Source organism: Pseudomonas sp. FSL W7-0098, assembly GCF_005930585.1.
GTDB classification, from domain to species: domain Bacteria; phylum Pseudomonadota; class Gammaproteobacteria; order Pseudomonadales; family Pseudomonadaceae; genus Aquipseudomonas; species Aquipseudomonas bubulae.
Map to the genome: position 1 here is coordinate 158,294 of NZ_RXHW01000002.1, position 21,816 is coordinate 180,109.

At 57.2% G+C, this 21,816-nt stretch carries 17 protein-coding genes; 12 read left to right on the plus strand and 5 right to left on the minus strand.

The features are described 5' to 3' along the window. Positions 1–189: 189 nt before the first annotated feature. Positions 190–1,737, minus strand: a complete 1,548-nt coding sequence (gene norR, locus FHL07_RS03735) for a nitric oxide reductase transcriptional regulator NorR (protein WP_095018304.1) — start codon at positions 1,735–1,737, stop codon at positions 190–192. Positions 1,738–1,891: 154 nt separating this feature from the next. On the opposite strand from norR, the gene hmpA reads away from it, so the two are divergent. The 12 genes from hmpA to FHL07_RS03800 all read left to right on the plus strand — a co-directional run bounded on the left by hmpA (position 1,892) and on the right by FHL07_RS03800 (position 15,655). After that, positions 1,892–3,064, plus strand: coding sequence for an NO-inducible flavohemoprotein (gene hmpA, locus FHL07_RS03740; protein WP_095018305.1), 1,173 nt, complete (start codon positions 1,892–1,894; stop codon positions 3,062–3,064). Between the two features lie 168 nt (positions 3,065–3,232). Beyond that, complete coding sequence (locus FHL07_RS03745; RefSeq protein ID WP_095001518.1) at positions 3,233–3,742, plus strand: disulfide bond formation protein B; 510 nt, start codon at positions 3,233–3,235, stop codon at positions 3,740–3,742. A gap of 811 nt (positions 3,743–4,553) precedes the next feature. Beyond that, positions 4,554–5,492: a ubiquinol oxidase subunit II gene (gene cyoA, locus FHL07_RS03755; RefSeq protein ID WP_095001517.1), complete on the plus strand. Its 939-nt coding sequence runs from the start codon at positions 4,554–4,556 to the stop codon at positions 5,490–5,492. A gap of 3 nt (positions 5,493–5,495) precedes the next feature. Next, a complete protein-coding gene (cyoB, locus tag FHL07_RS03760; RefSeq protein WP_095001516.1) occupies positions 5,496–7,520 on the plus strand; it encodes a cytochrome o ubiquinol oxidase subunit I in 2,025 nt (674 codons plus the stop codon). A 3-nt stretch (positions 7,521–7,523) separates the two neighbouring features. Further along, a complete protein-coding gene (locus FHL07_RS03765; protein ID WP_095001515.1) occupies positions 7,524–8,147 on the plus strand; it encodes a cytochrome o ubiquinol oxidase subunit III in 624 nt (207 codons plus the stop codon). After that, a complete protein-coding gene (cyoD, locus tag FHL07_RS03770) occupies positions 8,147–8,473 on the plus strand; it encodes a cytochrome o ubiquinol oxidase subunit IV (protein WP_016779556.1) in 327 nt (108 codons plus the stop codon). Before FHL07_RS03765 ends, cyoD begins: the two co-directional genes overlap by 1 nt. 11 nt (positions 8,474–8,484) lie before the next feature. After that, positions 8,485–9,372 (plus strand): heme o synthase, encoded by an 888-nt coding sequence (gene cyoE / locus FHL07_RS03775; RefSeq protein ID WP_095001514.1) that lies wholly within the window; start codon positions 8,485–8,487, stop codon positions 9,370–9,372. A 249-nt stretch (positions 9,373–9,621) separates the two neighbouring features. Further along, the gene (locus tag FHL07_RS03780; RefSeq protein ID WP_095018306.1) at positions 9,622–10,359 is read left to right on the plus strand and encodes a hypothetical protein; all 738 of its coding nucleotides are present in this window, start codon (positions 9,622–9,624) and stop codon (positions 10,357–10,359) included. Between the two features lie 696 nt (positions 10,360–11,055). After that, positions 11,056–11,748 (plus strand): ABC transporter ATP-binding protein, encoded by a 693-nt coding sequence (locus tag FHL07_RS03785; protein WP_138738122.1) that lies wholly within the window; start codon positions 11,056–11,058, stop codon positions 11,746–11,748. Further along, positions 11,742–12,947, plus strand: a complete 1,206-nt coding sequence (locus FHL07_RS03790) for an ABC transporter permease (RefSeq protein WP_238705499.1) — start codon at positions 11,742–11,744, stop codon at positions 12,945–12,947. The genes FHL07_RS03785 and FHL07_RS03790 overlap by 7 nt, the downstream gene beginning before the upstream one ends. A gap of 37 nt (positions 12,948–12,984) precedes the next feature. Then, positions 12,985–14,403: a TolC family protein gene (locus FHL07_RS03795; RefSeq protein WP_095025470.1), complete on the plus strand. Its 1,419-nt coding sequence runs from the start codon at positions 12,985–12,987 to the stop codon at positions 14,401–14,403. Positions 14,404–14,449: 46 nt separating this feature from the next. Then, positions 14,450–15,655 carry an efflux RND transporter periplasmic adaptor subunit gene (locus tag FHL07_RS03800; RefSeq protein ID WP_238705501.1) on the plus strand — a complete coding sequence of 402 codons (1,206 nt, stop codon included), beginning with the start codon at positions 14,450–14,452 and terminating at the stop codon, positions 15,653–15,655. Positions 15,656–15,784: 129 nt separating this feature from the next. Here FHL07_RS03800 and FHL07_RS03805 read toward each other — a convergent pair whose 3' ends face one another. The 4 genes from FHL07_RS03805 to pdxR form a co-directional block, all read right to left on the minus strand. Next, entirely contained in the window at positions 15,785–17,128 is a 1,344-nt protein-coding gene (locus FHL07_RS03805; RefSeq protein ID WP_095025469.1) for a spinster family MFS transporter, read from the minus strand. Between the two features lie 40 nt (positions 17,129–17,168). Next, positions 17,169–18,629, minus strand: a complete 1,461-nt coding sequence (locus tag FHL07_RS03810; protein ID WP_138738124.1) for an amidase — start codon at positions 18,627–18,629, stop codon at positions 17,169–17,171. Positions 18,630–18,709: 80 nt separating this feature from the next. Further along, positions 18,710–20,008, minus strand: a complete 1,299-nt coding sequence (locus tag FHL07_RS03815) for a carbohydrate porin (protein WP_138738125.1) — start codon at positions 20,006–20,008, stop codon at positions 18,710–18,712. A gap of 282 nt (positions 20,009–20,290) precedes the next feature. Next, positions 20,291–21,802, minus strand: coding sequence for a MocR-like pyridoxine biosynthesis transcription factor PdxR (pdxR, locus tag FHL07_RS03820; protein ID WP_095020354.1), 1,512 nt, complete (start codon positions 21,800–21,802; stop codon positions 20,291–20,293). Positions 21,803–21,816: the final 14 nt, after the last annotated feature.

Consider the following 21,816-nt stretch of genomic DNA (forward strand, 5'->3'; position numbering starts at 1 on the left):
GGGTTATCGACCTGAATGTTACGGGCTTTAACCGGTCGGCATAAATCCCCTTGTAGATACTCTGTTGCAGGTCAAGCCCTATTGTGGGAGCGAGCCTGCTCGCGAACGACCTTCGCGAGCAGGCTCGCTCCCACAGTTGCAGTGTTCCTGCAGCTGTCGAGCCTGCGTTCCTCGGCAGTTGCTACGGGATCAGGGTTTCAGGCCCAACCGTTTGGCCATGCGGGCCAGGTTTGCCCGGTCAAGCCCCAGCTCCCGCGCCGCACTGGCCCAGTTGTGCTGATGGCGTTCCAGGCAGGTGCTGATCAGCTGGCGCTGGTAATTTTCAGTGGCCTGGCGCAAGTCGCCCACGGCATCCGGCAGGTTCTGGGGGGCGATCGGCGCAGCGCTGGCGCCGGAGGTCGGCAAATCCAGATCCGCCGCCGTCAGGGTCAGGATGCGCGGCCGCGTGCTGCAATTGCCCAAGGCTTTAAGGGCGCTGCGGCCAATCAGGTGTTCCAGTTCGCGCACATTGCCCGGCCAGGAATACTGCACCAGCGCCGCCTGCGCGTCGGGACTCAGGCGCAGGCTGCCCAGGCCCATGCGCGAGCGGTTTTGCTCCAGGAAAAAGCCGCTCAGCAGCAACACATCACGGCCGCGTTCGCGCAAGGCTGGCACCCTGAGCGGGTAAACGCTAAGGCGATGGTAAAAGTCGGCGCGGTAGCGACCGCTGCGCACTTCTTCGGCCAGGTCGCGGTTGGTGGCTGCGATCAGGCGTACGTCGACCCGGTGCTCCTGATCCGAGCCCAGGCGTTGCAACTGCCCGCTTTGCAGCACCCGCAACAGCTTGGCCTGCACGGTCAGCGACAGCTCGCCCACTTCATCCAGAAACAACGTGCCGCCGTTGGCAAGCTCGAACTTGCCGCGTCGGTCGTTGGTGGCACCGGTAAAGGCACCGCGCACATGGCCGAACAGTTCGCTTTCAACCAGCGTGTCGGGCAAGGCCGCGCAGTTAAGGCTGATCAACGGTTTGTCTGCCCGTGGCGAGGCTGCGTGAATGGCCTGGGCCACCAGCTCCTTGCCGACACCGGTTTCACCGGTTATCAGTACCGTCAGATCGCTGCCGCCCACCAGGGCAATTTCTTCCAGTAAGCGTTTGTGCACCTTGCTCTGGCCGATCAGCTCCTTGTTGGGCGAACCATTGGCTTGCCGATAGAGTTCGGCCTTGCGCTGCTCATCCTCGACCCGCAATGCCAGCCGTTCGATCCGTTGAGCCACATTGACCGTAGCGGCAGCCAGGCTGGCAAAGGCCTGCAGGTCATCCAGCGAGACCGGCTCGAAGCGTTTGGAATCCAGTGCGTCAAGGGTTAGCAGCCCCCATGGGCGCTCTTCTACAAACAGCGGGCAGCCCATGCAGTCGTGGACTTCCAGGTGTTCGGCCAGCCCGTCGACCAGGCCGTCGTAGGGGTCTGGCAGTTCGCAGTTGCTGGGGAAACGGGTGGGCCCTGGACTTGCGAGCAAAGCCTGAAAGCGCGGGTGCTCGCTGACTTTGAAGCGCCGCCCCAGGGTGTCCAGGCTCAAGCCATCAACAGCCAACGGCACCAGCCATTCGCCATCCAGTCGCAGCAGGGCTGCGGCATCGCAAGGCAGCAGGGTGCGCAGCGCGTGCAGCAAGCGGCGATAGCGTTCGCTCTCGGGCAGATCACGGGACAGATCGTCCACCAGCGGCAGCAGGGTGGTCAGTAGCAGTTTTGCAGTCATTTTGACCTCGCGTAGTCTTTATGACTGTATAGTAACTCGTGTCAAAATGACTATGTTTGTATTAACTTGCTGATTTTAAAGGGTTTAATTGTTGGCACGGAAACTGATAAGTAAAGGGTAATTGTTGAAGCCTACGTGCTCAGGAGTCACCCATATGCTTACTGCTCAGGATCGTGCCATCGTTAAATCTACCGTGCCACTGCTGGAAAGCGGCGGTGAAGGGCTGATTACCCACTTCTATCGCATGATGCTCTCGGAATACCCGCAAGTGCGTTCGCTGTTCAACCCGGCCAACCAGGCCAGTGGCGACCAGCCGCGAGCACTGGCCAACGGCGTGCTGATGTATGCACGGCACATCGATCAGCTGGACCAGTTGGGCGATCTGGTGGCCCGGATCATCAACAAGCATGTTGCGTTGCAAATCCTCCCTGAGCACTACCCAATTGTTGGCAGCTGCCTGCTGCGGGCTATTGAAGAAGTGCTGGGCAGCGACATCGCGACCCCGCAAGTGCTCAGCGCCTGGGGAGCGGCCTACAACCAGTTGGCCGATATCCTGATCGGTGCCGAAGCTGCCATCTACGACGAAAAAGCTGCAGCACCCGGCGGCTGGCGCGGCGGGCGCGAGTTCAAACTGGCTGCCAAAATCCAGGAAAGTGCTGAAATCACTTCGTTTTACTTCCGCCCGGTAGACCAGCAACCGATCCTCGACTTTGCCCCGGGCCAGTATATCGGTCTGAAACTCATGATCGATGGCGAAGAAGTGCGTCGCAACTACTCACTGTCGGCGCTGGCTCAGGTCGGTCGCTACCGTATCAGCGTCAAGCGCGAGAAGGGTGGGGTGGTGTCAAACTTCCTGCACGATCGTCTGAATGTGGGCGATACCCTGGAACTGTTCCCGCCAGCGGGCGACTTCACCCTGGCCAATAGCGAAAAACCGCTGGTGCTGATCAGTGGCGGTGTGGGCATAACACCGACCCTGGCGATGCTTGAAGCGGCCCTGGCGACAAAACGCCCGATCCACTTTATCCACTGTGCCCGCAATGCCGATGTGCATGCCTTCCGCACATGGATCGATGAACTGGCAGACCAGCATCCGCAATTGAAGCGTTTCTACTGCTATGACGAGCAGGGCGAGTCTGCAGATCATGTAGGGCTTTTGACCGAAGAAGTACTGGCTCAGTGGTTACCGCAAGAGCGTGACCTGGATGCCTACTTCCTGGGGCCAAAAGGCTTTATGGGGGCGGTCAAGCGTCATCTCAAAGCCCTGGGTGTGCCGGAGCAGCAAAGCCGCTACGAGTTCTTCGGCCCGGCAGCCGAGCTGAAGTAGGGCGCGTGGCAGCTGCCGAGGAACGAAGGCTGCTACAAGAAGCAGGCAAGACCTTAATCCCCCATTAATCCCCTTGCGCCACTTTTCCTGCAACGTTCAGATACATCCAGGCCCGGGGTCTGGGTGTAAACTGTGCGGCCTACACATAATCAGGCAAAGGGACGCGGGATGACCAATGACATGTTGCAACTGGGCCGGGAGAAACGCTTCCTGGTCCTGCTCGGGGTGATCTGCCTGGCGCTGATCGGCGGCGCGCTGTACATGCAGATCGTGCTCGGCGAGGCACCTTGCCCGCTGTGTATCCTGCAACGCTATGCACTGCTGCTGATCGCGATCTTTGCCTTTATCGGTGCAGCCATGCCTGGCCGGCGCAGCCTCACCGTGTTTGAAGTGCTGGTGGTGCTCAGTGCCATCGGTGGTATTGCCGCCGCCGGGCGCCACGTCTATATCCTCGCTCACCCGGCCGTGAGCTGCGGTCTTGATGTGTTGCAGCCAATCGTCGATGGTCTGCCGCTGGCAGCCGTGTTCCCCCTGGGGTTTCAGGTCGACGGATTTTGCTCCACCCCCTATCCGCCGGTGCTTGGTCTGTCGCTGGCACAGTGGGCACTGGTGGCCTTTGTAATGACTGCGGTGCTGGTGCCACTGGGCATCTATCGCAACCGGAAACAATCGAGCTGAGCCAGCCACCAATTTTTGCTTGAGCAGCCTCGTGCTTCCTTCGGCAGTGCGGGGCGTTTTTTTGTCCCTGCGCAAATGTAAAGAAGGCGTGATCCTCACGTCGAAAAAGGCTGTGCGACACTGCGACATATTGTCACGCGCAGGGTGTCGCAGGGCTGGTTTTGGTCTGACCAGTGGTCTTTTAAACGTATGACTTCGTGTAACCCAGCTGAGGCATTTTGACGCTGGCAAAGGGGTTGAAATCAGGGTTGCGAGACTCAACGCAAATCGGCTGTAGCCCTTTTTATTTGGGCGTTCAGGCGGGGTCAGGGGGGTGTGTTCATGCGCTAAAAAGGGGCATAAAAGTTCAGGGCTAAAGACGTGCTACAACTCTGTTTCAAGGGGGGGCTTGAACGCTTGGCGTAATAATAGGCAGGGATTGTTACCGTACCCGATAAGAATTATTTCGGGATGAGACATGGTTTATAGAGAGCTACCTAACTACAATCGCCCGCACTGAACGTCCAGCCTGCTCATCCCTGAGCCCAAGCGGGAAGTTGAAGGCCGACTGGGTTGTTCAATACAGGCGTCCCATGCGACTCCCAGGTACTGGCAACCCTTCTAAGTTCCGCACCAAATGGAATTGGTCTGTGACAAGGCCATTGACCACGTATCGAATAAGAAATCACTGCTAACCCGGAATTTTGCCCGTTCGCCTGATGGTGATAGAGCAGGCTTTCATTCAATTCCGGAAAAGAGCCAACCCTTGGCAGGGCGAAGTGTTGGCGAAAAAAACCAACTGCATTGTGCAAGCTGTTTTAGAGGTCGTGAGATGACTAAAAAAAGGTACCCCAGACTCCTTGGCTTATTGCCACTTTTCGGCACGCTGCTGCTGGGAGGTTGCAACATGACATTGCTCGATCCGGTGGGGCAGGTCGGGATCGAAGAGCGGAATCTGATCATCACTGCAACACTGCTGATGCTTCTGGTCGTGGTGCCGGTCATCATTATGACCCTCGTCTTCGCGTGGAAATATCGCGCGTCGAACACCAGCGCTACCTATACACCTAAATGGTCGCACTCCACCAAGATCGAAGTCGTGATCTGGACTGTGCCAATTCTGATCATCATCGCCCTGGGCGTGATCACCTACAAGTCGACCCACGCGCTGGACCCTTATCGTCCGCTCGAGTCCGACGTCAAGCCGATTACCATCGAAGTGGTGGCAATGGACTGGAAGTGGATGTTCATCTATCCGGAACAGGGTATCGCTACCGTCAACAAGATCGTGTTCCCGGCCAACACCCCGGTCAATTTCCGTATCACCTCTGACACGGTCATGAACTCGTTCTTCATTCCAGGCCTGGGCGGTCAGATCTACGCCATGGCCGGGATGACGACCAAGCTGCACCTGATTGCCAACCGCAACGCTGAAATGGAAGGCATCTCTGCCAACTACAGCGGTGCCGGTTTCACGGGCATGAAATTCAAAGCGATCGCGACTACTCAGGCTGATTTCGATGCTTGGGTAAGTGAAGTCAAAGCATCACCTAAACAGCTTGACCAAGCTGAATACGAAGCCTTGAGCAAGCCAAGTCAGAACAACCCCGTTGAACTGTTCTCCTCGTACACACCGAACCTGTTTCAGAAAATCGTCGACAAGTACGAAGGTATGACGCCAGGCAAGCCGGTGAAGCACGAGAAGAAAGAAGTGGCCGGGACCGATGTGGTGGACATGAGTTCGCATTCAGCTGCCGGGGCAGAGGAGTAAACGATGTTTGGTAAATTAAGTTGGGAAGCGGTCCCGTTCCACGAGCCGATCGTGATGGTGACCATCGCCATGATCGCGCTGGGTGGTCTGGCACTGTTTGCAGCAATCACGTATTTCAAGAAGTGGACCTACCTGTGGACCGAATGGCTAACGTCAGTCGACCACAAGAAAATCGGCGTGATGTACATCATCGTCGCCATGGTCATGCTGCTGCGCGGCTTTGCCGACGCAATCATGATGCGTACCCAGCTGGCCATGGCCACCGAGGGTTCGCCTGGCTACCTGCCACCTGAACACTATGACCAGATCTTCACCGCTCACGGTGTGATCATGATCATCTTCATGGCGATGCCATTCTTCACCGGCCTGATGAACCTTGCAGTGCCGCTGCAGATCGGCGCCCGTGACGTGGCCTACCCGTTCCTCAACTCCCTGAGCTTCTGGCTGCTGGTGTCCGGCGTTGTGCTGGTCAACCTGTCGCTGGGCGTCGGCGAGTTCGCCAAGACCGGTTGGGTTGCCTATCCGCCGCTGTCGGGCTTGCAGTACAGTCCGGGCGTGGGGATGGATTACTACATCTGGGCTCTACAGCTATCGGGGTTAGGTACGACGTTAACCGGGGTTAACTTCCTGGCGACCGTACTGAAGATGCGTGCTCCAGGCATGAAACTGATGGACATGCCGATCTTCACCTGGACCTGCACCTGGGCAAACGTCCTGATCGTGGCTTCGTTCCCGATCCTGACCGCTACCCTGGCACTGCTGACACTTGACCGTTACATGGATTTCCACATTTTCACCAATGAACTTGGTGGCAATCCAATGATGTACGTCAACCTGTTCTGGGCGTGGGGTCACCCTGAGGTGTACATCCTCATTCTGCCGGCGTTCGGTATCTTCTCCGAAGTTATCTCCACGTTCACCGGCAAGCGTCTGTTCGGTCACCACTCGATGGTCTACGCCTCCGGCGCGATCTCGGTGCTGGGCTTCATGGTTTGGCTGCACCACTTCTTCACCATGGGTTCGGGTGCCAGCGTCAACGCCTTCTTCGGTCTGGCGACGATGCTGATTTCGATCCCGACGGGGGTGAAGCTATTCAACTGGCTGTTCACCATCTACCAGGGCCGTCTGCGCTTCACCAGCCAGGTTCTGTGGACCCTGGGCTTTATGGTGACCTTCGCCATCGGCGGCATGACTGGCGTACTGCTGGCCATCCCGGGTGCTGACTTCGTACTGCACAACAGCCTGTTCGTTATTGCTCACTTCCATAACGTGATCATCGGCGGCGCAGTATTCGGTTACATCGCAGGCTTCAGCTTCTACTTCCCGAAAGCGTTCGGCTTCAAGTTGAACGAAACCTGGGGCAAGCGCGCGTTCTGGTTCTGGATCGTCGGCTTCTTCATCGCCTTTATGCCGCTCTATGCACTGGGCTTCATGGGCATGACCCGTCGTCTGAACGCCAGCACCAACCCTGAGTGGGTGCCTTACCTGTACGTAGCCCTGTTCGGCGCAGTACTGATTGCCATGGGTATCGCCAGCCAGCTGATCCAGCTGTATGTCAGCGTCCGTGACCGCAACAAGCCAGAGAACGCCTGCGAATTCGGCGATCCATGGAATGCTCACACGCTGGAATGGTCGACTTCGTCGCCACCACCGTTCTACAACTTTGCTGTACTGCCAAAAGTCGACGGTATCGACCCGTTCACCGAAGCCAAGGAAAACGGCACTGCGTACCAGGTTCCGGCCAAGTACTCGCCTATCCACATGCCTAACAACACCGCTACTGGTGTGTACATGGGTGCTTTGCTGACCGTCTTCGGTTTCGCGATGATCTGGCACATCTGGTGGCTGGCCATCGTGGGTCTGGTAGGTACGGTTGTTGTCTTCGTTGCTCACGCCGCCCGTGACGACCAAGGCTACATGGTGCCGGTCGAGACCATCGAGCGTATCGAGGCCGAGCAGCACAAGCGTCTGGTAGCCGCCAAAGCAATTCCGGCTACTCGTGTTGAAACCAAGTTGGAACAGGCTTAAACCATGTCGAACTTAGCGACCACTGCTGGACACGCTCATGGTCACGACCATGAGCATGAGGAACACCACGACGCGGGCGAGACAACCATTTTTGGTTTCTGGCTCTACCTGATGACCGACTGCATCTTGTTTGCATCGATCTTCGCGGTATACGCGGTATTGGTAAACAACGTTGCAGGTGGCCCGTCGGGCCACGACATCTTCGAACTGCCGTACGTACTGGGTGAAACTGCCCTGCTGCTGTTCAGTTCGATCACCTACGGCTTCGCCATGCTGGCGTTGTTCAAGGGCAAGAAACAGCAGGTGCTGTTCTGGCTGGCCATGACCTTCCTGCTCGGTGCAGGCTTCATCGCCATGGAAATCAACGAGTTCCACCTGTTGATCTCCGAGGGCTACGGCCCTAGCCGTTCGGGCTTCCTGTCTGGCTTCTTCACCCTGGTCGGTACCCACGGTCTGCACGTGACCAGCGGTCTGATCTGGATGGCGATCATGATGTACCAGGTGCAGAAAAACGGCCTGACCTCGACCAACAAGACCCGCCTGAGCTGCCTGAGCCTGTTCTGGCACTTCCTGGACGTGGTGTGGATCTGCGTATTCACCGTTGTTTACCTGATGGGGACTTTGTAATGGCTAACGCACATTCCGACGGCGCCAACCACGGCAGCGTGAAGTCCTACGCGATCGGCTTCATCCTGTCGGTGATCCTGACCGTTATTCCGTTCGGGCTGGTGATGTACCCATCGCTGCCCAAATTCACCACCCTGGCGATCGTACTGTTGTTCGCCGTGGTGCAAGTGGTTGTTCACCTGGTGTACTTCCTGCACCTGGACCGTTCGCCTGCACAACGCAACAACGTCACCGCGCTGGTATTTGCTGCGCTGGTAATTGTGCTGCTGGTGGGCTTGTCCCTGTGGATCATGTTCAGCATCCACACTGAAATGATGGCGAAGTGAGGTAAGACCCGATGTCCTTCAAGCACTTTATCCAAATCACCAAACCGGGGATCATTTTCGGTAACGTGCTTTCTGTGGCAGGCGGGTTCTTCCTGGCCTCGAAGGGGCATTTCGATCTTGCCCTGTTCCTGGCCGCGGTAATCGGCACCTCCCTGGTGGTAGCGTCCGGTTGTGTGTTCAACAACTGCATCGACCGCGACATTGACATCAAGATGGACCGCACCAAGAACCGCGTACTGGTTCAAGGCCTGATCTCCCTCAAGGTGGCGCTGGTTTACGCCACCCTGCTGGGGGGCGCCGGCCTGTACCTGTTGTATCGCGTAGCCAACCCGCTGGCGGCTCTGTTCGCCGCGATCGGTTTCGTGATCTACGTCGGTCTGTACAGCCTGTACTTCAAGCGCAAGTCGGTTCACGGCACGCTTATCGGCAGTCTGTCGGGTGCAATGCCTCCGGTCATCGGCTATGTAGCTGTGAGCAACAGCTTCGACATGGCTGCAATGACCTTGCTGGTGATGTTCAGCCTGTGGCAGATGCCGCATTCCTACGCCATCGCGATCTTCCGCTTCAACGATTACCTGGCTGCATCGATTCCGGTGTTGCCAGTGAAGCGCGGGATCAAGGTTGCCAAGAAGCACATCCTGCTCTACATCCTCGCGTTTCTGATCGCGACCCTGATGCTCACCCTCGGCGGTTACGCCGGCATGAGCTACATGGCCGTGGCTGCTGCGATGGGCATGTACTGGCTGTACATGGCGTGGACGGGCTACAAGGCCGTCGACGACAAGGTCTGGGCACGCAAGCTGTTCGTGTTCTCGATCTTCACCATCACCGCGCTGAGCGTCATGATGTCCCTGGATTTCAAAGCGCCTGCCGAGTTGTTACTGACTTACGCGCACTGATCTGTCCAGAGTGAAAAACCCCGCCTTCGAAAGAAGAGCGGGGTTTTTTTATGCGGAAATTCACGTGTGCAAATTGGCTCAGGGGGGGGCTACACACCGGAAATGTTTGGTGGTTGGTTTGTTTTTTTGCTGTTTTCCTACTGATTGCAAAGTCTAGGCCTACATTATTTGTTTTTTTCTGATGCTCAAATACAACGGCTAAATTGAGTTTGTAAATTTGTTCAAAAACTAAATGATCAGGTGCCTATAATGCTTTCAGCTAGTTTTAAAAAAACTATTGCAGTACTTGCTCTCGGGTGTGCATCTGTGGGGGCCGTATCTTCTGTTCAAGCCGGGAATAAAATGTCCCAGGAACAGCTTCAGAAACTGTTAACCCAGGAATACATTAAAAAAGCTGAGGAGCGAGCGCGTCTTCAAAAACAAGCCCAACTCAGAAATGAAGAGGCACGAAAAAAAGCGGCCGCCGTACATGCAAAAAATGATGCCATCGGCGAACAAATCCGAAAGCGAGTGGCCGCAGATAAAGCACAAAAAGCAGCAGATAAGGCCGCAAAATTAGCAGCACGCAGAGCCGAAACGCTAAAGAGTGCAAAACAAAGCCATGCAGCCAGAAAAGCATCGCAGGTGCCTGTAGGGCCAGCGGTACAGAGCGCATTGGCATTGAGTTGCAGTGCGTCGGGTGTGACTGCGCAAATTGAAGGCGTAAGCTCTATTACTCCGCTTGTTAGCGGGAAGCATACCGTTGTGCAGGTTACAAAATACAAAATCACCCCTGTGGACCGTTCACGTTTTTATGGGAGCGTCTCCGCATCATTTTTTATTACCGGCGAGCAGCTTACTGGGGCGAAGATTTTTAAGATGAGTGATAGCTGGACCCCAGCCAATATTGTACTGCGTACCTATGCACCAGCACCTGAGTTTAGTGTCAACTTATCAGCGAATGGTAAAGTGCAAAAATTTTCCTGCGTTCTGCGTAAGAAATTCTAAGGTTACCAGCGTATAAAATCCGCGGAGGCGTACATAGAGATGCCAGGGTGGTGTTTTGAGCGTGGTTGCACTGCGTGGGGCTGCAGTATTTAAAAAAATAATGAAATACTAGGTCGGCCTTTTTATTCTTTGATTTGTTTGTTCGACTGTTGCGGCGATTGGAACTCAGTTTTAGTTCTGGCTGTTGTTCGGGTTGAGTCAGGAAGACAGTCCGCCCTGATATGGGCTTTCGCTCGATTGTCAGGGAAAAAACGTCATGCTTTTCGGCGCCTGAACACTGAGCTCTGATAATGCGGTACGACCCTTGTGAGTATATAGATGCGATGGCTCGAAAGCTGGCAGCCGAGCTGTTTCTGGTCACTCTGAACCGGCTCGCTTAAAGTTAGCATAAGCGGGTACAAGTTCTATATGTTCTGGGGGCGTATTTTATTGAGCTGGTCGCGTGGTCTTTACCTACATATTGTGAGGCGAGCCCCTACATTTTCTAGTGTCGGCCAGTGATTAAATGTGTTTGCTGGTTAGGCGGTTTTAATTGTAGTGGGCTCAAAGTTTTAAAATTCAGAGATTTTCTATGCCTTCATTTTTATGTGAGCAGCCAACTGTTCTTTGTTCTTCTGGTCGTTTGTCAGTCCCAGCTATTTATGTTTGTGCATGGGTCGAATACAGGTCTGACGGGCAGGGGGGGGCGGTGTTGTCATGAGCAGCCCGGCATGCATTTCAATGAAGGGGGTCAGCAAGAGTTATGCGTGCCAAGGGGGAGGGAGCCCGGTCATAAGCCACGTTGATTTTCATATCGCGGTCGCAGACTCCTGCGCCATTATTGGTCCGTCCGGATCCGGTAAAAGTACATTGTTGAATATAATCGGCCTGCTGGACTTTGCCGACGCGGGTGAGTACCTGTTTATGGGACGTCCTGTCACAAAAAAACAGAGTGACGAGTTGGCAGCCCTGAGAAAGAAGAACATCGGATTTGTCTTTCAGAATTTCAATTTGATCCCCCGTTTAAATGTTGTCGAAAATGTAGCCTTGCCGCTTCGCTATCACGGGGTTGACCGCGGGCAATCTCTGGAACGGGCGATGCTGATGTTGCAACGGGTCGGGATGGCTCATCGCGCAGGCTACAAGCCTGCCGATCTGTCGGGAGGGCAAAAGCAACGCGTCGCTATTGCCCGGGCTCTGGTGGGGCAGCCATCCCTGATACTGGCTGACGAGCCGACCGGCAGCCTGGATGGCCAGACGGCCAGTGAAATTCTCGAGCTGTTGCTGTCGATCCAGAAAGAACAAGGCGTCACATTATTGATTGGTACCCACGACCCACTGGTTGCAGGCCTTATGCGCAGGCAAGTCCGTGTATGTAACGGGCGGGTTGAGGAGGCGGGCAAGTGCTAGCCCTGATGACTTTCCTGCCTCCATCACTGCTGCAAGTGGGCGCAGATGCAGCAGACAGTTTTCGCACGCTGGGCAAGCGCTCGATTCTCGCCTTGTTAGGCATCGTGATAGGTAGCGCCTCGATTATCGCAGTCATCAATATCGGGCATAACGCACGGCAGGAGGTCGCAAGTGTCTTCCACAACATGGGCGTCGATACATTTGCGGTGAGTTTCTCTGTCAAGCAAGGGCGGCAAGCGTCACCTCTCTCTATCGAGGCTGCAACATTCAGGAAGTTGGTCCTGGAAGGTCTGTTGATCGCTCCTGCAGCGATAGTGCCTGCCCAGGCCGGATTTAACCACCGGACTATCAATATCCGCCTGGTAGGAACCGAGCCTTCCCTGTTAGACGTGATGAAACTGTCGTTAGCGTATGGGCGGTTTTTGCATCCCTTTGATCAGGACGAAAATGTGGTTGTGCTTGGTCACGATATCGCAACCTCACTGAGCAGCGATGGAACTCTGATCAAGACCGGTGACTGGCTCAAAATCAATAACTACCTGTTTAGGGTTATCGGTGTATTGCAATCTCGAACGCACTCACTGATCAGTCCGGTCTCCGCCGATCTTTCAGTTTTTGTACCGTTGCAGGCCATGAATCGTGTGGCAAGCGAGGCCAGAATAGATGATTTGGTTGCGCGTATCCCCCTTCACAAAAAAAGTGAAAACGTAGCCTCGACCTTCGGTGAAATGCTGACCCGTACTTTCAAGTCCCGAGACATTGAGGTGGTTACACCTGTGCAAATGATCGAGGGGATGAATAGCCAGAATCGCACTTTCCATTACCTCTTGATGGCCTTGGGGGTCATCACGCTGGTAGGCGGCGGAGTGGCGGTGATGAACGTTATGTATATGAACGTTTCTGAGCGCCGTAGTGAAATAGGTTTACGTATGGCAATGGGTGCCCGCCGTCAGGACATTCGCAATTTGTTTCTGATCGAAGCCGCTGCGCTTAGCGTTTTAGGGGCTGTGTTGGGCGCTGGGCTGGGCATGGCACTGGCTTACATTTATGCCCAAGTATCGGGTTGGGTGTTCGCCATGGCATTCAGCGCCATCCCCTTGGGCGTCACAAGCACGGTTTTGGTCGGCGTGTTCTTTGGTTTGAAACCTGCCATTACGGCTTCTCGCCTGACTCCGGTGGAGGCCCTGCGTGATTATTAAAACAGGACTGATTCTGGCCGTGGTGTGCGGTGTGGCGATGCAATCCTTGGTGGCATCTGCGCAAACAGACGTGCCGGCCCCTAATGCTCCCCCCACAGCCTTGATGAGTCAGCACTCGATTGATTTGTCGTTGGTCGAAGCAGTGTCTCTGGGCTTGCGCCGCAACTACAACATACGCAGCCTTAAACTTCAGCGCGTGCGAGAGAAGTTCGACTTGTTTGTCGCTGATGACATGTTTAACCCCAAGCTCAAGCTCATTGGCACTCACAAACTTTCCAAAGGGAGCGTGGACAGCAGTCGTGCAACAGGTATTGGGCCTTCGGTGAGCCTGCTGGGTGAGTATGGGAGCAACGTGGAATTGAGCTGGAACCAGGAGTTCAATGCCACGAGAAACTCGGGTGATTTGAGCAGTAATGGCCTCGCGTTGACCTTGACTCAACCCTTGCTTCGGGGGGCGGGTAAAAACGTCACAACTGCGCCCTTGCGCTTGGCGAAATTGGCTGAGCAAGTCAACCAGCTTAATTTGAAAGCCAGTGTGTCCCAAACCATTTACGAAATCATTGCGGCTTATCGCGTACTGCTTAAAACCCAGAATCAGGTGACGATCGCCACGCAGGCGCTGGAACGGGCAGTCGCTTTGCTCAAGGTCAACAAGCAACTGATCACAGCAGGACGAGTAGCCGAGTTTGATGTTGTGCAGATCGAGGCGGATATCGCGAGTCAGGAGCTGGCGGTGGAAGATGCAAAGAATCAGTTGGAGGCGAGCCGCTTGTTGCTGCTCAAGCTTTTGGCGCTTGACCTATCAACGCCCGTGCGCGCCAGTGACAGCTTGCGAGTGACCCGGCTTGAACTGGATCAGGCGACGGCATTTAAAGTGGCACAGGCCAAGCAACCCCAGTACTTGAGCACGATTGTGCAGAGCGAACAGGCCTCGATCAACCTGCTGCTTGCCAAAGACAAGGTCCGTTGGGATTTTTCTTTGGTGGCGGGTGCCTCTCAGCAGCGCGATCAACACAGCCTCAACGGTTCTGCCAGGGCCTGGGACACTTACGCGGGGCTCAAACTGGAAATTCCCATCAATGATCTCAGTACTCGCCAGGGCAAGGTCCATGCCCAGACAGCGTTGGAACAACAGCAATTGCTGCTGGAGGAGGCTCGGGTTGATTTGCAGCGCCAGACTACTGACGCAGTACGTAGCCTGAATACCCAGTGGCGTCAGCTTGAAATTTCCCAGCGGGTGATGGACCTGTCCAGGCGCAAGCTGGCGATAGAGAACGACAAATTGAACGCAGGCCGATCCAGCAACTTTCAGATCATCAGTTTTGAGTCAGACCTGCGGGCCGCTGAGGAAGCGAACTTGAGCGCAAAAATTTCATATCTGGATGCCAGGTCCCAGTTGGATGTGCTGTTGGGCGTAATGTTGGAGAGTTGGGAGATCTCACTTGAGAGTTTTTGACAGAATCCAGGCTTCGAAGAGGCGTTGGAAATTTCTCGCAGCGGGAGTGCTGGTATTGAGCTTGATACTGGTATTTATCGTACCCGAAGCCCCGCACGGCACTGACTCCTGGGTAGCGGTTAACAGTCGGAACCTGGAGCATGAAATCGGGCTGGTGGGTAAAGTTGAGCCGGTTGAGACAGCCATTCTCACGGCGCCTTTTGAAGGTTTTGCCTTGGACAACAATTTGAGTCCAGGTATGTATGTTGAAGAGGGGCAGGCTCTGTTGATCCTCGATACCAGGTTGCAGGAAGTCAAAGTAAGGGACGCTTTGGCCAGCAAGTTGAAAGCGCAGCAGACTGCTGCAGCGTTTCGCGTTTGGGATACGGGCTCGGGAGTGAGGCAAGCCAGGCAGGCGCTAAGACTGGCCGAGCTGGCTATGCAGAGGCTTGACCTTGAGCTTGCCCAGGTCAAGACGCTTTATCAGAGCGGCATTGTATCTCGCAACGAGCGAGATACCTTGAAGCAACAACGTGACCAACAATTGCTTGAGGTGACCTCAGCCAAAGCACAGCTCAAAGACATGCTGGCTGTTGGCAAGGGCGAGGGCAAAGTCATAGCTGATATGGAATACCAGAATGCATCCATTGCTCATGAGCGGCTAAACACGATGCTGGAGCAAAAGACGATCCATGCCCCGTTTCCGGGAGTAGTGCTATCCATTGGCGCACCCCAATCGTCAGGGGGCGAGCCGGGGTCTCTTCACAAAGGAGCGTCTTTGGCCCAAGGCCAACAAATACTCAAGTTGGCCAACATATCTGGGCTTAAGGTCGTCACCCAGGTGTTGGAGTCAGACGTCAACAAGTTCTCCCTGAATCAGCCAGTAGCGATCCATGGGGAGGGTTTTTCGGTGCCGAATTTAAACGGTTATGTAAGCGCCATCAGCCAGTTGGCTGTGCCGGATGATAGCAGCAGCTCAGCAAGATTCCCGATCACGATCACCGTCAATGATCCCGAGGATGGTGACCTGAAAAAGGTGAGGCTAGGTATGAGTGCGCACATGACGATCGTGACCTATAGCAATGAAAACAGCTTGGTCATTCCTCACGGTGCAGTTGAGAAGGAAGGGGACGCCTACGTCATACAGTATCGCGAGCGTCTAGACGCACCCGTGGTGCGGCGTGAGGTTACGATCGGCCAATCGACTGTCGAAGGGGTTGAGGTATTCGGTCTGGACCCTGGATTTGTTCGTGTGAAAGCAGACCCTCGGTAACTATTTACATCAGGCTTTTTGAGCGCTAAATATCTGTGGTAACCGGGCTTGCCCGCGATGGCCCCGCCGCAGTCGACCAGATGAGTCGAGTCGCCGGCATCGCAAGCAAGTCTGCCCCCACCAACAGAATTACGCAGTCTGCAGCTTGTTCGTCGGCAACACCGGCAGTACATTGGCAAGACCGGCTGCGATCCCGTACGGCCGCAATACGCTGATCAACAACCCGCTCGCCAGCAGATACCCCCCGGAACAGATGACCAGCGACCAGCGCAGGGCATTGATGCCCATTAGCGGGGTCAGGTGATCACTCAGCACACCCACGGCCAATGGGCCGAAACCTGCACCGATGGCCATGATCCCGAAGTTGTAGAGGGCGATCATGGTTGCGCGGCGCTCAGGCGCCACCAGTTGGGCAATGGCGGTGTAGCTCGGTGCCATCCACCACATGCCGAACACCGACATGCCAAACATGAACACCGTTGCCTGGGGCACTTGCAGCGCACCCAGCGTCCAGGGATGACCGGCCGGGTACAGCGCGAAGGCAATCGACATCGGCAAGGCCAGCAGTGCCCCGACGATCGGCACGCCCAATTGCCAGCGGCTGTCGCGTTGGGCCAGACAGGCGCTCAACCAGCCGCTGGACAGAGAGCCGATAATGGCCCCCGGCCCGGCTGCCAGGCCCATGATGATGCCTGCGTCCTTGAGCGTCAGCCCGTGGCTGCGTACCAGAAATGCAGTGCTCCAGATACTGAACGCATAACTTGCAAACGCCAGCAGCGCCCCGGCCAGGGCAATACGTACAAAGGTTTTCGACGCCCAGGCCACGCGCATCACTTGCATCACGCTTTCATGGGGCACGGCTGGGCGCGACTCACGGGCTTTCTCCCATAAGCCGCGCAATGGTTCGGCAGCCGTAAACCGCAGCAATACAGCGGCAGCGATACCAGGCAGCGCCATCCAGATAAAGGCTTCGCGCCAGCCGTGGTAGTACGCGATATAGGCGCCCAGGCTCATGCCCAGCAAGGCGCCGATGGGCGCTCCGAGCATAAATACGCTGATGGCCTTGGAGCGCTGATGGGGCGGGTAGAGGTCGGCGATCATCGACATCGATGCTGCGCCGCTGCCCGACTCGCCCACTGCCACGCCTATGCGTGCCAGGGCCAGGGTCCAGAAGTTACTGGCAAAGCCGCAAAGCATGGCCATCACGCTCCAGAACGCACAGCACCAGCCGATCAGGTTGCGCCGATGGCCACGGTCGGCAAAGCGCCCCAACGGGATCGCAAACAGGCAGTAGACCAGAGCAAAGGCCAGACCTGTAAGCAGGCCGATCTGGGTATCGGAAACGTGAAATTCGGCCTTGATCGGTTCAATCACAACGCCCATGACCTGACGGTCGATCAGGCTGACCGCCGAAATCAGGAACAACACAAACAAGGTGTAATGACGGCGAAATCCGGAGATTTGGTTATTCATCATTTCAATCCCATCGAGCAGTGTTCATCGGTTGAGTGGCTTACAGCGGTGCGCGTCGATCAGCCCAGGGGCTTGCCTGTTCGAGTTGCCCGGCCAATTGGAACAACAGGTCTTCGCGGCACCAGCCTGCACTGAACATCATGCCGATGGGCAAGCCGCTGCTGCTGGTGCCCAGCGGCACCGACATGGACGGCTGGCCACTGACATTGGCCAGTACGCTGTAGCCGATGCTGCCGATGATGCCCTGGATGTAGTGCGGGTAATCCTGATCCAGACTGGCCACTTTCAGTTCGGGAGTGATCTGCGAGGTGACCGGACTGAGCAGCAGGTCATAGTCGTCGAACAGGTGTTCCATGCGACTGCCGATCAATTCGAAACTGCGTCGGGCACGGTACAGGTTTTCGGCGGTGGCCGAAGTGGCATTGTTGACCAGATAACGGCTGACGGGCTCCAGCTCGTCAGCGTGCAACGGGCGGCCGAGGACGGTTTCGCGGTCACGCACGGCGGCCAGCAGTGCGGCTGCACCCACGGCGCCGTGAGCGCCGTATACCTGCTGCGGGTCGACGGGCAGGGTCACGGGGTCTACCCGATGTCCGAGGCCCAACAGCAGATCAACAGTAGTGTTCAAAACGCTGCGGATATCGGCGTCCAGTTCCAGGCCGGTCATGGCCTGATCGACCACGCCGATGCGCAACGAACCGGGGCTGCGTCGCACTGCCTCGCTGTAGCTTATGGCCTGTGGCGCGAGCCAGTAGGGACTGCCTTTTTCATGACCGTGACTGACGTCCAGCAACAGTGCCGAGTCGCGCACGCTGCGTGATACCACATGACCGCAACTGGCACCGAACCAGCCTTCGAAGGTGTCCGGGCCCTGAGGGGTGCGATAGCGCGTGGGCTTGAGGCCAAACAGGCCGCAATACGACGCCGGGATGCGAATCGAGCCGCCGCCGTCGGTGGCGTGGGCCACGGGCACGATGCCTGCGGCCACGGCTGCCGCCGCACCGCCGGATGAGCCGCCTGCGCTGTGAGCCAGACTCCACGGATTGCGCGTCTGGCCCCACAGTGAGGATTCGGTGGTGGTGGTCAGGCCGTACTCGGGACTGGTGGTCTTGCCGAAGATCAGCATCCCGGCGGCCTCGTAGCGCTGCACGATGGTGCTGTTGCGCGTTGCCGGCGGCGTGTCGGCCAGCATTCTTGAGCCGTTGGTGGTCAGGGTGCCAGTCAGGTAAGTGTTCAAGTCCTTGAGCAGCATCGGCACACCGGCCAGTGCTCCCAGCAGCTCGCTGCCGGCGTGGTGACGGGCCCTGAGCACGCTGTTGGCATGCTCGTCGTGGCGCATGTTGACCGCATTGACCAGCGGGTTTACCGCATCGCAGCGCGCCTGGGCGGCGCTGAGCAGCATCCGGGGGGTCAGTTCGCCGGTTTTGACCGCAGCGGCCATGGCTGTGGCGTCCAGCGCCAGATAGTCGCCGGTGGACAGTTGATAACGTTCATCGCTCATGTTCTACGACCTCGCATTAGCACCTGGGCCTGCGCTGCAAAGGACCAGGTGACGGGTAAATACGGCTGGGGGCTGGCGCTTTAAAACAGGAAGTTCAGCGATTCCTGGAGCAACAGGGCATCGGAATGGATCGGCGTGAATACCGGGTTCTTGGTGTAGGTCAGACCGCTGATCAAATACACGCCGGGGATCAGGCGGGCCGCATAGGAAGCGGTTACCGCCAGGGTGTAGGGCGCCGCTTCCAGGCCATAGCTCCTGGTCACGTCGCGCAGATCCTTGCTGTAGTAGCTCTTGGTCAGGCCTACGGCGGCCATGTCGGCAGGGCGGCTGGCGAACGGGCCGACATTGAAGGCACTGACCTGGAATGCCTTGTTGATGGCGTTGACCGAGTCAGGCGAGTAATCAAGTTTGCTGTCCAGATACCAGCCGCGGGCATCGCCGTAGGGCTTGGTCACCTGCACCGTCTCGGCCAGGTATACGCCGTAGTTGTTGTCCGACTTTTCACCGGTGGTGAACTCGGTGTAATGGCTGGTGTTGTACATGGCCCCTGCGCGCAGCCACATGGCGTTGGAACTGGCCGACGGCGCCTGCTTGTAGCCGAACTCATTGATCAGCATGGCGCGGGCATCCGGCACCTTGAGGCGCAATCCGCTGGGGTTGAGGTCGACATCCTTCTGGATGCCTTCGGGGCTGACGCTGCGGGTCAGGGCGGTGCTGTTGTAGAAACGCAGCGACGGGTCACGCACGATCACGTTGACGGTTGGGGTCGGCTCGGTAGCCGACATGCCGACCTGAAATGGCACCACGCTGCTTGGCCCCAGGGCGGCGGTCGAGGCACTGCCCCCCAGCGCCATGCCATAGAACAGGCGCACGCCGGGTATGAAGCCGTATTCCAGTTCCAGCTGGTGATTGAAAAAGGACTGGTTGATGGCAAATACCGAGACGGTTTTGACCCGCGGGTTGGCCGGGGTGTAGGTCGAGTCCACCCAGTTGCCGGCCAGTGTCAGCTGCGCGTCATTGGCAAAACCGATGCGGGTCAGATCGTAAGTCAGGTACAGGTTGAGCGACGTGTTGTAGCTGGGGTTCTGGCCGTTATACACCTGCTTTTTCGCGTTGTTGCCCAATACGTCATAGGTGTAACCGTTATACGAGGTGGCGGTAAAACCGATGCCATGCTCGGCCAGCTCCTTGCGCAGCCCCCACAGGTCCGGCTTGATCCGCGCGCAAATGGGCACGTTCTTGAAGGCCAGTTCGGCGCGGGTCAGCAGCTTTTCATACTGGGCACATTCGGGGGCAGCGGACGTGTCGGCTGCCAGCGCATGCTGGGTAAAAGCGAAGGCGGCAAGGCTGACGGCTAACGGATACTTTGCGTAAAACATAGTGAGAGTTTCCCATCCTTAACGTTTTGTTTTCAGGACGACGCCAAGTGCTTTGGTGGTCAGCAGTAGTACTGCATATCCGTGACCAGCGAATGGGGCCAGCGGGGACTATCGATAGGGCCAGGGGCTGGTAGTGCGACTACCGTGCGGGAGCCGGGGTTGTGGGAGCCGGGCTTGGCCGCGATGGGATCACTGCGGTTTGCCAGATGCAGCGCGTTGCCTGCATCGCGAGCAAGCCCGCTCCCACAGGGGCAACGCAGGCGCTGTTGTGGGGCAAATGGCTCAGCCGCGCACAACTGCAGGTCGTTTCGCGTGGGCGTTGATCACCAGTCCCAGCTCGCGAATGCCGGGGGCAATCAGCTCCTGGGCGATGGAGCCAAAGCCCAGGCGCAGGCAAGGCCGGGGCAGGGTGTCGGGCTCGACGCAAAACGCACTGCTCGGGTCAAACAGCACGCCCTTGGCCAACCCTGCGTAATACAAGCTCAGCAAGTCGTGCTCGCCGGCCAGTTTGAGCCATAGCGTGGCACCGCCGCTGGGCATAACAAACTCCGCATCCGGCAGCACTTCACGCAATGCGGTGGCCATCGCCCCGGCCCGCAGTTGCAGTTTTTCCCGGGCCTGTTGCAGCAACCGATCGTAGTGGCCTTGTTGAATAAACAGCGCGGCGGTGATCTGGTTGTTGCCCGGGATCTGGCGGATCATCAGCCGTTGCAGCTGGCGCAGTTGCTCGATCACCGGTGCCGGGGCAACGATGTAACCGATGCCCAGCCCCGGGGACAGCAACTTTGACAAACTGCTGAGGTAGATCACTCGCTCCGCTGGGTCGGTGGCCTTGAGCGCTGGCAGGGCGCGGCCGTCGTATTCGGTCTCGGGGTCATCATCGTCTTCGAAGATCACCTGATCGTGCATCTGCGCATGTTCAAGCAAGGCCTGGCGCCGGCCCAGGCTCATGGTCACACCGGTCGGGCACTGGTAGCCGGGTGTGCAATACAGATAGTCGCAGGCTGCCAGTGCCGGGGATATCTGCAATCCGTGTTCGTCGATGGGCAGCGAGACCATGTGCGCGCCATCGTGGGCAAAGGCATTGCGCGGATCGCGAAAGCCCGGTTCCTCGACCCCGACTACGCTGCCGGGGCGGGCAAACAGGCGCGCGAGCAGGTAAAAACTCTGCTGGCGGCCCAGGGTCAACAACACTTGATCATGGGTGGCGGCAATTCCGCGGCGCGGCAACACGCGGCGGATCAGTTGATCGATCAGCTGGCTGGCGCCGACGTTCTCGCCTTCCTGCCACCAACGATCCACGGCCTTCAATTCCATTGCCTGACGGCTGCACTGGCGCCACTGGGTGAGCGGGAATTGCCGGGGATCGAACTGGCCGTAGATAAAGGGGTAGCGCACTTCACGCCAGGTGGGCGGGCGGTCCATAAACGCCAGCGGGTTGCGCGCCAGGTGCATGCGCGAGGCCCAGTCAGGTGGTTGCGCAGCCTGTTCGGGCAGAGGCCGGGTGGTCTGTGTCGGAGTGATGGCGCCGCATACAAAAAAACCGTCACGGGGCCGCGAATCGACATAACCCTCGGCTACCAGGCGTTCGTAGACCAGTACTGCGGTATTGCGCGAAACCCCGGTCAGCATGGCCAGATCACGGCTCGATGGCAGCCGTGTACCGCCAGGCAAACGCCCGTCGAGCATGGCCGTGACAAACGCGGTGCACAGCTGCACCTGCAGCGGCTCATCGTGCCTGCGCACTTTGGGCAGCAACTGGCGCCACATCAAATCGTGCTGACTGGAGCGCATGGTCTATCCGGAAA